This is a genomic window from Mucilaginibacter polytrichastri, assembly GCF_001911425.1.
Lineage (GTDB): Bacteria > Bacteroidota > Bacteroidia > Sphingobacteriales > Sphingobacteriaceae > Mucilaginibacter > Mucilaginibacter polytrichastri.
This window is the reverse complement of sequence record NZ_MPPL01000001.1, coordinates 3917716-3931628: the sequence shown is the minus strand read 5'-3', so window position 1 is coordinate 3931628 and position 13913 is coordinate 3917716. Positions and strand designations below refer to the sequence as shown.

12 protein-coding genes are annotated in these 13913 nt (G+C 42.0%); 7 read left to right on the top strand and 5 right to left on the bottom strand.

Annotated features, from left to right (window positions below; genetic code table 11):
- Positions 1–106: 106 nt before the first annotated feature.
- The gene (locus RG47T_RS16630) at positions 107–964 is read right to left on the bottom strand and encodes a carbohydrate kinase family protein (protein ID WP_074490515.1); all 858 of its coding nucleotides are present in this window, start codon (positions 962–964) and stop codon (positions 107–109) included.
- Between the two features lie 72 nt (positions 965–1036).
- Here RG47T_RS16630 and RG47T_RS16625 point away from each other — a divergent pair, with 72 nt between their 5' ends.
- Positions 1037–1456, top strand: coding sequence for a YybH family protein (locus tag RG47T_RS16625; protein WP_074490514.1), 420 nt, complete (start codon positions 1037–1039; stop codon positions 1454–1456).
- A 194-nt stretch (positions 1457–1650) separates the two neighbouring features.
- On the opposite strand, the gene RG47T_RS16620 is transcribed toward RG47T_RS16625, so the two are convergent.
- The 3 genes from RG47T_RS16620 to hemW all read right to left on the bottom strand — a co-directional run bounded on the left by RG47T_RS16620 (position 1651) and on the right by hemW (position 5067).
- On the bottom strand, positions 1651–2532 hold the full coding sequence (locus tag RG47T_RS16620) for a cupin-like domain-containing protein (RefSeq protein WP_074490513.1): 882 nt from the start codon (positions 2530–2532) through the stop codon (positions 1651–1653).
- 297 nt (positions 2533–2829) lie between these two features.
- Positions 2830–3378 carry a fasciclin domain-containing protein gene (locus RG47T_RS16615; protein WP_074490512.1) on the bottom strand — a complete coding sequence of 183 codons (549 nt, stop codon included), beginning with the start codon at positions 3376–3378 and terminating at the stop codon, positions 2830–2832.
- A 567-nt stretch (positions 3379–3945) separates the two neighbouring features.
- On the bottom strand, positions 3946–5067 hold the full coding sequence (gene hemW, locus RG47T_RS16610) for a radical SAM family heme chaperone HemW (RefSeq protein ID WP_074490511.1): 1122 nt from the start codon (positions 5065–5067) through the stop codon (positions 3946–3948).
- A 112-nt stretch (positions 5068–5179) separates the two neighbouring features.
- On the opposite strand from hemW, the gene RG47T_RS16605 reads away from it, so the two are divergent.
- The 6 genes from RG47T_RS16605 (at position 5180) to porN (ending at position 11942) form a co-directional block, all read left to right on the top strand.
- The gene (locus RG47T_RS16605) at positions 5180–6163 is read left to right on the top strand and encodes a DUF4271 domain-containing protein (RefSeq protein ID WP_171972548.1); all 984 of its coding nucleotides are present in this window, start codon (positions 5180–5182) and stop codon (positions 6161–6163) included.
- Positions 6164–6182: 19 nt separating this feature from the next.
- Positions 6183–6941 (top strand): uroporphyrinogen-III synthase, encoded by a 759-nt coding sequence (locus tag RG47T_RS16600; RefSeq protein WP_074490509.1) that lies wholly within the window; start codon positions 6183–6185, stop codon positions 6939–6941.
- A 260-nt stretch (positions 6942–7201) separates the two neighbouring features.
- The gene (gene porK / locus RG47T_RS16595) at positions 7202–8518 is read left to right on the top strand and encodes a T9SS ring complex lipoprotein PorK/GldK (RefSeq protein ID WP_171972609.1); all 1317 of its coding nucleotides are present in this window, start codon (positions 7202–7204) and stop codon (positions 8516–8518) included.
- 62 nt (positions 8519–8580) lie between these two features.
- Positions 8581–9378, top strand: coding sequence for a type IX secretion system motor protein PorL/GldL (gene porL, locus RG47T_RS16590; RefSeq protein ID WP_074490507.1), 798 nt, complete (start codon positions 8581–8583; stop codon positions 9376–9378).
- Between the two features lie 44 nt (positions 9379–9422).
- Positions 9423–10958 (top strand): type IX secretion system motor protein PorM/GldM, encoded by a 1536-nt coding sequence (porM, locus tag RG47T_RS16585; protein WP_074490506.1) that lies wholly within the window; start codon positions 9423–9425, stop codon positions 10956–10958.
- Positions 10959–10964: 6 nt separating this feature from the next.
- Complete coding sequence (porN, locus tag RG47T_RS16580) at positions 10965–11942, top strand: type IX secretion system ring subunit PorN/GldN (protein WP_074490505.1); 978 nt, start codon at positions 10965–10967, stop codon at positions 11940–11942.
- Between the two features lie 36 nt (positions 11943–11978).
- On the opposite strand, the gene uvrC is transcribed toward porN, so the two are convergent.
- Entirely contained in the window at positions 11979–13787 is a 1809-nt protein-coding gene (uvrC, locus tag RG47T_RS16575) for an excinuclease ABC subunit UvrC (protein ID WP_074490504.1), read from the bottom strand.
- Positions 13788–13913 lie beyond the last annotated feature (126 nt).

The following is a 13913-nucleotide window of genomic DNA, read 5'->3' as shown; positions in this document are numbered from 1 at the left end:
ATTTCCCGGAAAAGTTTGGCCCGTCAACACCGTAAATTTCAGTTGCCACAATAATGACTGTTGAATGATGATACATCAATACAATTAATACCGTTTTAAACCTCAATTATAAAGCTGCAGAGTATACCGGGGTAGCGCCTTGCTGGCTGGCCACAAAAGCACCTATCTTGCAGGCGTTTTCTATAATTTGCTGCGGGGTTTTATTGTTAAGTAAACCGCATACCAGGGTTGCCAGAAAAGCATCACCTGCACCAACGGTATCAACCACCTCTACTTTAAAGCCCGGATGCTCATAAAATTCATCATCGTGCCATAGTATGGCGCCTTTGTCGCCCCGGGTAACGCAAATAGTTTGCGGGTGGTAAGTGCGCTGAAATTCGATGATCTTATCTTTTAATGAGCCGCTTCCACCGCCAATCAGCAAGTTGGCTTCTTCTTCGTTCATCTTAATTACTTTGGCTTTGGCCGCCAGGGTTTGTATGGTGTCCAGCTGGTAATGCGGCGCGCGCAGGTTAACGTCGAAAACGGTAAGGGCCGATGTTTCGTCGAGTAACTCGAACAAGGTATTGCGCGAAACCTTTTCGCGGCAAACCAAAGTGCCGAACACAATGGCTGCTGATGAACGGGCGGCTGCCAGCAACTCGTCGGTTACTGCAATGTTGTCCCATGATACCGGTTCTGGGATGATATAAGTAGCCTGCTGTTCGGCATCCAATTGCACGGTAACCTGGCAGGTGGGTAAATCTTCATCCTGCTGTACCAATGGCGAGTACAAGCCGTGTTTTTGTAAAAAGTTAATCAGCTCGTCGCCCAGCGGGTCGCTGCCTACGCTGCTGGCAAACAAAACATCGTTGCCTTGTTGCTTTAGGTTCCAGGCTACATTCATGGGTGCGCCGCCCGCTTTTTTAGTGGTACCAAAGGTGTCCCATAAAACTTCGCCGTAGCATAATACCTGGTTACTCATATCAGTAATGTTTTTTTAAGCAGAAAGCGTAAAGCTAAAAGATTTTAACATTCAAAATGTTTACTTTTAGTCATGAAGAAACTTATTCTGTCTTGTGCCATTATTCTTTTGTCCTGCATCTGCTTTGCGCAGGACAAGCAAGCTATCCTTAAAGTGTTGGCAACCCAACAGCAGGACTGGAACCGCGGCAATATCGATGCCTTTATGCAAAGCTACTGGAAATCAGATTCGCTATTGTTCTTAGGAACAAAAGGCCCCAACTATGGCTGGCAAACCACCTTGGATCATTATAAAAAAACTTACCCCGATAAAGCAACCATGGGGCAACTTACCTTTAAAATACTTAAGGTTGATGTGCTTGATAAAACCAATGCATTTGTATTAGGCGCCTGGAACTTAAAACGTGCCAAAGATGCACCCGGAGGATATTTTACACTTTGGTTTAAGAAATTTAACGGAGTTTGGAAGATAGTGGCAGATCATACCTCTTGATTTAGGGAATCAAGAGTCAAGAATCGGCAGCGAAAAAGTGCGGAAGTGACAACTACTTATAGAGGATCAGACTAATTTAGACATAATAATTTGTCATTCTGAGTGTAACGAAGAATCTTTTGAAGCAGTACAACTACTGTGCAGATCGAAGAAGATTCTTCACTATCGTTCAGAATGACAAATTTGGTTATTACTTATCTCGGTTTCCCCGCTGCTAAAGCTCTATCTGCCCATTTAATGGCCGTTTTTTCTCGAAATTTTGCGTAATCAGCTTTGAAAGCCATTTTTAGCAGGCTATCCACACCGCCTTTCATGGCTAGGTTGTATATGCTGGCCGCTTTGCGGGTAAGCGATGCATCCCAGGCGCGCAGGCTTAACGAGTATGATCCTTCGAGATATTTCATCCAGTGCCAGTAGCCGGTAGGCATAAACAGGGTATCGCCATGTTCCAGGATCACTTCCTGACCTTCCACACCTTCCAGTGCAGGGAACGCTTTGGTATCGGGGTTTAATACATCATAATCTTCCAGTGCATAAGTGGCATTTGGCAGGCAATATAAACGGCGTTTCCATTTGTTTTCGAACAAAATAACGTGTTTGGTGCCCCCAAAATGGGTGTGGAATATATGCGGAAGATCGATATCGTAATGTAAAAAGGTAACCGAGTTTGAGCCGCCAAAAAACATAGCAGGCATGCTTTCTATAAAGCCGCCCATTAAATCTTTAGGTAAAACAATATCATTCAAAAGCTCGGGAGCCTGTTTAAAGATATTGAAAAAAAACATGCGGAGTTCGGTTGGCTGCGAACGGATCAGATCCATATAATCGCCAAAAGGCATTTGAGCAGCTGAGGAATTGATAGGTTTAGATGGGTCGGCTTTTGAATTATCATACAAAGGCACCACTTGGTTATTCATGGCTGCCTTTAAGTATTCGGGCGTCCACTTTTCGCGCGCAGGCCAGCTTTTGGTTAAGCCTTTAATAACTAAAGGGCGACGAGGTTTTAAATACTTCGCGGTAAACTCGGCCTGATCGATGCTCTCTACCGTATCAACGGGACTAAGGATAAAACTCATATAACTAATTAGTGTCCGTAAATGAGCATAATTATGCCCCGGATTATGACCCTAAAGGTAACGCTTTATGTTAAAAAATAGTGCAGTTAATGATTATTTGACATTAGCTACACGGGTTATTATTGGGCAAAGCTTTATTTCGACTAAACAACCCCATCTACTTAATAATTTAACGTGTAAATATGCATTCAATGGTTTATTGTCAATATTGTTTATTTCCTGTCGGTATGTTCACAAAAAAGCCCGGCGCTTAAAGCTACCGGGCTAATCATTAAATTAAAATAGGAACTGCTAAAATTAATTTGGCATTAAAACGGTGTTTACCACATGTATCACACCATTTTTCTGGAAAACGTCTGCAATAGTAATCCATGATTTACCACCTTTTTCGTCAACCAGGTAAAGTTTTTTGCCATCCTGCATTACCCATAATTTGCCACCACTTACGGTAGTTAATTCGGTTTTGCCCATACCTGCTTTTACTTTAGCCATCAGTTCTGCAGCGCTTAAACGGCCTGCAACCACGTGGTAAGTTAATACTTTACTTAACAGCGCTTTGTTTTCTGGTTTCAGTAAAGTTGGTACTGTACCTTCGGGTAGCTTATTAAAAGCTTCGTTGGTAGGTGCGAACACAGTAAAGGGGCCATCGCCTTCTAAGGTTTCAACCAAACCGGCAGCTTTAACAGCGGCAACCAGTGTGGTATGGTCTTTAGAATTTATAGCGTTTTCGATAATATTTTTGGTAGGATACATGGCTGCACCGCCTACCATTTTGGTTTGTGCAAAAGTGTTGGGCGCAAATGCAATAGCTGCTAAAGCAAAGGCCGTAAAAATTAATTTTTTCATTGGTTGTGTTTAATAAATTATAACCACAATTACGGCGGTAGTTGGCTTACGGATTGTGCAGCGGTGGTATTTCGCAGTCGGTATAGTTGTGTGAATTATAAAACCGGATGGTGGTTTTTGGAGTAGATACGCGAGAGATGGGGGACGATTGTTGTTTGGATTATTTTATTCATAATCAGGATTTTATTATGAATTTTTATAATTCTTAAAGTAGTGAAGATTTTTCTGCTGTATATAAAATTATAGCAAGGCGAAGAAGATTATCTGTTATTACTAAACAAGGCAAATTTGTTATTGACTTTCACTGAAAGTCTTGATTCTTATTTCTTGCTTCTACTTTGGGCGTTGCCTTCGGCCGGGCTATCCGTTACAAGTCCTCGCTACGCTCCGGGCTTTCCACTGCTATCCCTAACGCGCAGTATCGAATATGATCCACCCTGTCCTTTCGAACTTGGTTCGGTATCCCAATCGCTAAATCTATGAGCGGCAAGCGTAAAAATTATGGCGTAGACCTGTCCTGCAGGATGCCGAAACAAGTTCGGCAGGATAGGTCAAGATAAACAGACCTTAAAAAAACAATTCTGCTGCGATGGTATCGGCATACAATTGCCCTTCGCGGGTAAGAATTAATTTATTGTCAACCTGCTTTATCCATTCGCGCTCTAAAAATTCTGCGGCAGGTTTTAGTAATTGGGTTTTGGCGCCAACGGCAATAGTTTCCAGTTTGTCTAGATCCAGGCCCCACATGGTGCGGAGGGAGGTCATTACATATTCGTTCAGGCGGTTACTTTCAGTAAGTATCTCGGTTTCAGCCGGGATTTCCTTTTTCTCAATCGCTGCTATGTATTTGGCGTTATTGGCTAAATTCCATTGGCGGGCTTCGCCGTTATACGAATGTGCGGATGGACCCAGGCCCAGGTAATTTACACCGCGCCAGTAATTAGTGTTGTGCTTAGAGTAATGGCCCGGTTTGGCATAGTTAGAGATCTCGTAATGTTCAAAACCTTTGGCCTGCATGGCATCTGCCAGTACCAAAAACTGCTCTGCACTTTGCTGTTCGTTAAGCGGGGCGTAAACCTTTTTCTTTATAAATGTGGCAAGAGCGGTCTGCGGCTCAACCGTCATGGAGTAAGCAGATACGTGGGGCACGTTGAGGGCAAATACCTTGTCAATATTCTGCTTCCACTTGGCATCTGTAAGTAAGGGATAACCAAATATCAGGTCGACGGTAATGTTTTCAAACCCGGCATCCTGGGCACGTTTTACAGATGCTTCGGCCTCTGTGCTGCGGTGGGCGCGGTTCATCCAAAACAGATCTTCATCAAAAAACGACTGGATGCCAATGCTAAACCGGTTAATAGGCGTATTGCGTAAGGTCTGTACCTTGGGCTGGTCCAAATCGTCGGGATTGGCTTCGAGGGTGATTTCGGCATCAGAACTAATGCTGTAATATTGGCTAATTTGATCTATAATGCGGTTTACATCGCCCGAATCTAACAAGGAAGGTGTGCCGCCGCCAAAATAAATAGTGTTGATGCTTTCGCCGGCAAGGTATGTTTTTTGAAGGTTAATTTCGTGGATAATGGCATCCAGCATTTCGGCCTTATACTTTAACGAGGTGCTGAAATGGAAATCACAATAATAGCAAGCCTGCTTGCAAAAAGGGATGTGGATATATATGCCGGCCATAAAAATACAAAGGTGGCAATAATTAATTGTGTTTATAGATATGTATCATCATTGCAAGGTTAATAAACGGATTATTAAATTAAATTTGTGCCGCTTAACTACATGGTATTTTATGCGCATAGCATTGTTTTGTATCTTATTTATCGGTTTATGGCAGGTTGGCTTTGCACAGCAGGATAGTGCTGCCACTTATACCCGGCCCGATACTTTTTACCGCAAGCGTGTACCCAGTGCTGCCCAGCAGCTGCTTGATTCTGTAGCAGCAGCACAACGCACACGCGATGCCTTTATGATAGATTCTGTAGCCATGCAGTACATTAAGCAACCCGATATTGCCCGTCATAATCAATTTGTTGACCTGATGCTGAAAACAGAAGCCTACCAGGGCTACGGTTTTATGGCAATGCCATCATCTAAACAAAGTATTGTACGCGAAGGCCACTACCGCCGCACACGCGACAGGGGTATTATATTAATTATTGTTGCGCTGATTACTTATGCCGCTTTGCTTAACCGGGCAGTGAGTAAAGACATTATTAATGTGGTACAATCCTTTTACAGTAAACGGGTATTATCGCAGGTAAGTAAAGAAGATGGCTTGCTGAGTTCGTGGGCATTTATAGGTTTGTTTTTGCTCTTTGGTTTAACTTTTGGCTTGTTTTTATACCAAATATCCAGCTATTACGAAATATTTTACCGCATTAGCGGCATCCAGCTATTCATCTCCTTATCCATCCTTATTATTGCCCTGTTTGCCGTTAAATTATTGATATTAAGATTTATTGGTTTTATATTTAATATCAGTAAAGTAGTGGCCGAATACATCACCACGCTGTATTTAACCTATTTTAATATCACATTTGTGTTTTTACCGGTATCATTATGCTTTAGTTTACTTGCTGCAAAATACATCCCGTATATGCTGGTAGTTGTATTGGTTATTGTGGTAATTATCTTCATTTGGCAGTATTTACGCAGCAGTGTTAATATTATTTCTACGTTTCAATTTCCTAAGTTTTATTTATTTATCTATCTTTGTGCCCTCGAAATTTGCCCGATTTTAATATTGATAAAGGCACTGAATATTAGGACTTAGGTAGCTAGAATAACGACAATTGGAAGACAGAAAAAAAAAGGTTAAAAGTATATTGGTTACTTTGCCAAAACCTGAAAACGACAAAAACCCCTACGCCGAGCTTGCCAAAAAGCATTCTTTGAAGATCGATTTCAGATCGTTCATTCATGTGGAAGGTGTACCTGCCAAAGATTTTCGTAAGGAGAAAATTAACCTTGCTGATTTTACAGCGGTTATTTTTACCAGTCGTAACTCAGCCGACCACTTTTTCCGTATTTGCGAAGAGATGCGTTTTGATGTACCAGTAGATATGAAATACTTCTGCCTGTCTGAAACCATTGCGCTTTACCTGCAAAAATATATTCAGTACCGTAAGCGTAAAATATTTTTCGGCAAACAAACCGCAGCCGACCTGGCTGAGGTATTGAAGAAACACTCGGGCGAGAAGTTCCTGTACCCATGTTCTGATGTTGCTGCAGAAGAAACCCAAAAGTTTTTGCTGGATAACGGCTATAACTTTACTCCTGCAGTATTATTTCGCACGGTATGCAGCGACCTGTCTGACCTGGCCGAGGTGTTTTATGATGTTATTGCCTTCTTTAGTCCGTCGAGCATACAGTCGCTCTACAAAAACTTCCCCGATTTTAAGCAAAATAATACCCGCATTGCAGCGTTTGGAGCTACAACGCATAAAGCTTTGCTGGAGACAGGGCTGATACTTGACATCCCTGCCCCAACGCCTAGCGCGCCTTCTATGACGATGGCTATAGAGCAGTATGTGAAGCAGGTAAACAAATAATTTAATTTTATAGAACCCTTTAAAGGGTAAAACCGTATAAGCGGGTAGTTTGGGATTTTGGTGTGTGCTAAATACACTCAAAATATGTTGTTATGCGAAAATTGCAAACATATTTTGCTAAAATTTTACTAAAAATAGCCTTTTGATATTCATATCAAAAAGTTTTTGTATTTTAGTTACCGAAATCACTTGCTTTGGGAATAAAATGTTACCCCTAAGTTAAGTACAAGCTAATTTTGTTACCGTTACATTGACTAATGATGAAAAAACTATACTATCTATTTGTCTTACTGATCGTTGGAATATTAAGCAGTTGTGGCCGTGGAAATGACAGAGGCGAGGTAAAGGGCGTTCCGCAACGTTCTTTCAGAGCCGAAATTCCTTATGGCATGGTTTATATCCCTGGCGGCTCCTTCTTAATGGGGCAAACAGATCAGGATGTAACATTTGCGCAGATTGCGCAAAACAAGCAAGTTACTATCCCTCCATTCTTTATGGATCAGACTGAGCTGAGCAACAGCCAGTACAAACAGTTTGTAAACTGGGTGCGCGATTCGATAGCTATAACTAGCTATGCAGGTGACGAAAAATATTACTTGAAACCAGCTAAAGGCGCTGCCGCCAGCAGCAATGGTAAAAAAATCATCAATTGGGATTATGTACGCCAACATCCGGTATTTGCATCTGGTAAGGGCACAAAAACTAACAACGCCTCTAAATTACAAGGTATGTACTACCAGGGCGATGACCGGGTATTTGACCGAAACGAACTTGATGTGCGTTTATTAAAATACAACTACTCTTTAATGGTAATGCGCGATGCCGCTAACAACCATAACGATAAGAGCAAAAAGCGTTCTGACTTTATTTTCCGCGATACTGTACCTGTCTATCCGGATACATTGGTGTGGTTAACAGATTTCTCTTACGCGGCTAACGAACCGATGGTTGAGGGTTACTTCTCTCACCCGGCTTACAAAAACTACCCGGTAGTTGGTGTAAACTGGCGCCAGGCACGTGCATTTACCGTATGGCGCACCCGTTATAACGATTCATACAAAGACTCTCATAAATTACCACATCGTTTACCTTACAGCTTGCCAAGTGAATCTGAATTTGAGTATGCTGCACGTGGCGGCAGGTTAGGTACAGACTATCCATGGGGCGGCCCTTACATTAAAAATGCTAAAGGCTGTTTACTGGCTAACTTTAAACCGGGCCGTGGTAACTATACAGATGATGGCGGTGCTTATACCGTAAACGTACGTTCTTATTTCCCTAATGATTATGGTTTATATAACATGGCAGGTAACGTAGCCGAATGGACTTCATCAGCTTACGATGAAGCAGCTGCTACGTTTGTACATGATATGGCGCCAACTTATACTTATGAGGCCAAAGCTAGTGACCCCGAATCGATGAAGCGTAAGGTAGTGAAAGGCGGCTCATGGAAGGATATCGGTTATTTCCTTCAAAACTCAACCCGTACTTATGAATACCAGGATACGGCCAAATCATACATCGGTTTCAGATGTGTGAGCCATTACATGGGCCGCGACATCCGCGACAAGCGTTAAACTACCAAAAACTCAATAATTAATTTAAACAACAATCATCTTCACTCACTACAAACTAACTTATGGCTGGGAAAAAAAAACCTTATGGAATTGGTAATATCGTGTCTTGGGGGGCAACGGTTGTAATCATTGGACTAATGTTCAAGATATTGCACTTACCTGGAAGTACTTATTTTATTGCAATCGGGCTATCAATGGAAGCATTCTTATTCTTCCTGTTAGGTTTCCAACGTGAAGACGTTGATGTAGACTGGACTAAAGCTTATCCCGAAATTGCCCCGGACTACACAGGCCAGCCTGTTGTGCGCGCACAAGCACAGCCATTACCAACCGGTAATACTGCCGCACTAGATAAAATGCTTTCTGATGCTAAAATTGGCCCTGAATTAATTACCAGCCTTGGTAATGGTTTAAGAACTTTTGGTGATAAAGTAGCTAACATATCAAACGTTGCAGATGCAGGTGCAGCAACTTCTGAATTTGCTGCTAAAGTAAAATCAGCAGGTGCAAGCTATGACAATCTGAGCAACGCATTTGCAAAAGCATCTGCCAACTTAACCGAGATGGCTAATACAGATGTTTCATCAAAAGCATACCACGAGCAGGTTACTAACCTTGCTAAAAATTTATCATCACTAAATGCCGTTTACGAATTAGAGTTACAGGATTCGAGCGCGCACTTAAAAGCTATGAACAAATTCTACGGAAGCCTTGCATCAACCATGCAAAACTTCAATGAGTCATTAGATGATAGCAGACAGTTTAAAGAAGAAGTGGGCCGTTTATCGAAAAACTTGGCATCATTAAATGCAATTTATGGTAACATGCTTTCGGCAATGAACCAGCCACGCGCTAACTAATTTATTTTAAACTTTCTACTCACTCATACTCACAATAGAAAAAAATGGCTGGAGGTAAAGAAACCCCAAGGCAGCGAATGATGGGTATCCTGTACCTGGTACTGTTAGGCTTAGTGGCCTTACAAATACCAGATAGCTTACTGGATGCCTTTAAAAACATCACGGACAGTCTTTCGCAATCGCAAACAAACGTACAAACAGGTATTAATAATACGTTTGATGCATTTGAAAAAACAAAATTAAAGGAACAACCCGAAAGGGCCAAGCCTATATATGATAAGGCAAAAGAAGTAAGTAAAGTAGCTTCGGATTTTACTACCTATGTTGAAACGCTTAAAAAAGAGCTGATAGAAATAGGTGGTGGTTATGATGAAAGTATCCACGATTATAAAGGCCGTGCAGATATGGACATCTCTGATCACTTTATGCTTACGCAAAAACATGGTTTAGAGCTGCGCCAGAAAGTTGATGAAACCCGCGAGAAATTATTATCTCTTTTAGATCCTAAAGACCGCGCAGGTATGAACATTAGCTTAAACGTTGTTGATCCGCCTAAAAATGGTGAGTTAACCCGTAAAACCTGGCAGGAAGCAACCTTCGGCGAAGGTATCCCGATGGGGGCATCTATTACAGCAATGACCAAGTTACAGGTTGATGCTAAAAATGCCGAGTCGGAAATTATAAAAAAGATTTTAGGTAAGGTAGATCAGGCTGTTGTTAACTTAGATAAATTTGTGGCCGTAGCGGTTGCACCAAGCAGCTATGTAATAGCAGGACAACCATATACTGCACAAGTATTTTTAACAGCATCTGACTCGAAATCTAACCCGAGTATTTCAGTAAATGGTTCGCCACTATCGGTAAAAGATGGCCAAGGTACCTATACAGTGGGTACCAGTAAAGAGGGTACTTATACATGGATCGGTAAAATTTCGGTTAAACAAAACGATGGCCAAATTAAAACATATCCAACTGCACCTCAAACTTATCAGGTAGCTAAGCCGTCGGCTGTTGTATCACCTGATAAAATGAACGTGCTTTATATAGGTGTACCAAACCCATTATCGGTTTCGGCCCCGGGTTTACCTAAAGACAAGTTGAGATTAAGTATTACTGAAGGTTCTATCAGCGGCTCGAACGGTTCGTTTACTGCCAATGTTAAAACCCCGGGTACTGTACATATCACTGTAACCGGCGAAGCCGGACCAGGCAAAACACAAATGTTAGGCAGCAGCGAGTTCCGTGTTAAACGTATCCCTGACCCTAAAGCTGTATTTGCAGGTAAAAGCAGTGGCTCTGTTGCAGCCGGAAACTTAAAAGCACAAGACAAGGTTTTTGCTAAATTAGAGAACTTTGAGTTTGACGCTAAGTTTAGCGTTACACGTTTTACCTTGTGGATAGTTAAACCACGCCAGGACCCTATTCAGATCACTGCTCAAGGTGCAGACCTTAGCGGTGCCATGAAATCGGCAATGGCTACTGTTACCCCGGGTACACGTGTTATTTTTGCCAACATTATTGCTGTTGGCCCTGATGGTTCTCAACGTGGACTTGACGATATTATATTAAGTGCAAATTAAAAGGATATGAAGAAGATTATAGTTGTTGTATTGTGCCTTTTATCAGTAGGTGTTATGGCGCAAAAGCGTACCACTAAGAAAAAAACTACTGCTAGAAAGAGACCGGCTACTGCCAAAAGCAGAACTATGGCACCGTCGTCTGTACAACCAAGTACAACCATGGCTACGCAGCCGGCTGTTGATACCTCTAAAAAGGTAGCAATAAAACCTTTTGACCGCCCGTTGGATGGCTATTTCAAAAAAAATAACATCAACAATGCCAAGGTAACACCGCTGCCAAACTTACGCGAGGCTGATGTTATGTTTGCTAAAAGGGTATGGCGCGAGGTTGATACAAGGGACAAGATGAACAAGTATATGTCTTCTCCAAAATCGGCCTTAATTACAATTTTGGTAGATGCCATTGCTAATGGCGAGCTTACTGCATATGACCCAACACCAACTAAAGAAGATCCTAACGGCGATACCTTCTCCAGGCCGTTAACTCCTGGCCAGGCTAAAAACCGGTTGGCTGATAGTGTTGTGGTAGATCAGTTTGATAAAAACACCGGTGATAAAATTGGTTCGGCTTTACAAGCGGGCGAATTTAACCCGGATAGTATTATCAGGTTCCGTATTAAGGAAGACTGGATCTTTGACAAACAACGTTCGGTTTTTGAGCCACGCATTATTGGTATCGCACCTTTAATGAAACCAAAAATTGCAGGCGGTGGCGTTGATTATGTACCTATTTTCTGGGTTTATTTCCCGGAAGCACGCCAGGTATTAGCCACTAAAGAAGTTGTAAGCCGTAATAACGATGCCACTGGCTTAAGCTACGACGACATTTTTATGAAAAGGCTTTTTAATAGCTACATTGTAAAAGTATCCAACGAGAAAGACGAACGTATTAAGGATTATGCACAAGGCATAGATCGTTTGTACGAGTCGGAGAAAGTTAAGAAGTCCTTAATGGATTGGGAACTTAATCTGTGGTCTTACTAAAAAAGACAATTACAAAATAAAATAACCCCGGAAGCATTAGCTTACCGGGGTATTTTTTTGGCCAAAATACAAGGCTATTGCATTGGCCTGTTTCAGGTTCACTACTTCCTGCAGTTCGGTAACGGTGGCTTCGCGAATTTTTTTAACCGACTTAAAGTATTTCAACAGTTTTTCGGAAGTTGTTTTACCAACGCCGTCAATTAGTTCCAGTTCGGTGGCCAGTGTGCTTTTATCCCGTTTTTTACGGTGGGCTGTAATCCCAAAACGGTGGGCCTCATCGCGCAGTTGCTGAATAATCTTTAACGTTTCCGATTTCTTGTCCAGGTACAATGGGTACTGGTCGCCGGGATAGTATAATTCTTCGAGGCGCTTGGCTATTCCAATTACGGTCATTTGTTTCTCGATGCCCAATAATCGTAAACTCTTTAATGCTGACGAGAGCTGCCCTTTACCACCATCAATGATAATGAGTTGAGGTAGTTCGGTGCCTTCATCCAGCATGCGCCTGTAGCGGCGGTGTACGGCCTCTTCCATGGTGGCAAAGTCATCTGGCCCAACAACGGTTTTAACGTTAAAAAAACGGTAATCTTTTTTAGATGGTTTACCGTCTCTGAAAACCACAATAGCTGATACCGGGTGCGTACCCTGAAAGTTGGAGTTATCAAAACACTCAATATGCTTGGGCAGCTGGTTCATGCGCAGGTCCTTCATCATTTGGGTTAGCAAACGTTCGGTACGCACATCGGGGTTCAGTCTTTCGTACTGATCTATTTTTTCAGTTTTAAAGAACATTACATTCTTGGCCGATAGGTCGAGCAGTTTCTTTTTTTCACCAAGCTTAGGTACGGTAAATTTTAGTTTATCATCATTCAGATCAATATCAAAAGGTACAATAATCTCTTTAGAGGTACTGTTGTAGCGTGTACGAAACTCTGATATGGCCAGGGTAAGCAACTCTTCATCACTTTCGTCCAGGCGCTTTTTAAGTTCGATGGTTTGCGTTTGTATAATGGTGCCGTGCATTACCTTCAGATAGTTTACAAAGGCATATTTCTCTTCTGATGCGATACTGAAAACATCAACCTCGGTAATAGATGAGTTAACCACGGTTGATTTGTGCTGGTATTTCTCCAGCAGATCGAACTTACGTTTCAGCTTATGGGCCAGTTCAAAATCTAGGTTCATGGCAGCATTGTCCATATCAGCTTTTAGTGTGCGGATCACCGTGTTGGTTTTGCCATTTAAAATGTCAGTTATTTCGCCAATGTTATGCTCATAATCATCAAAGGTCTGGTAGTTTTGACAGGGGCCTTTGCAGTTACCCAGCTGGTACTCTAAGCATACTTTAAACTTACCTGCATCAATATTCTCTTTTGTGAGGTTAAGGTTACAGGTACGCAGGGGATAGGTCTCCTTAATTAAACCAAGGATGGTATGCATCATGCTTACCGAAGCATATGGGCCCAGGTATTTTGAGCCATCTTTAACAATGCGCCTGGTCCAGTAAATGCGCGGGAAGCGTTCATTTTTGATGATGATCCAGGGATAGGTTTTATCATCCTTCAGCATCACATTATAGCGCGGCTGATGCTTCTTGATCATGCTGTTCTCCAGCAGCCAGGCATCAATCTCGGTATCAACAATTGTAAAGGTTATTTTACGGATCTTAGATACCAGTACCCGCGTTTTGGCATTTACATTATAATCTTTCACAAAGTAAGATGACACACGGTTGCGCAGGTCTTTTGCTTTGCCGATATAAATCAGCTCGTTCTCGCTGTCCCAGTATTGGTATACACCGGGCTTGTGTGGTATCTTCTTTAACTCTTCCTTATAATCAAACATATAATGTTACCCGGTCCCCTATAGGGAAGTAAAATACAATTCCTCTTCGCTTATTAAGTGAAGAGGAATTAAATTAATTTTTTAATAAATATGCCACGGCTTTACTAAGCAAAAGCTCCCCCTTTA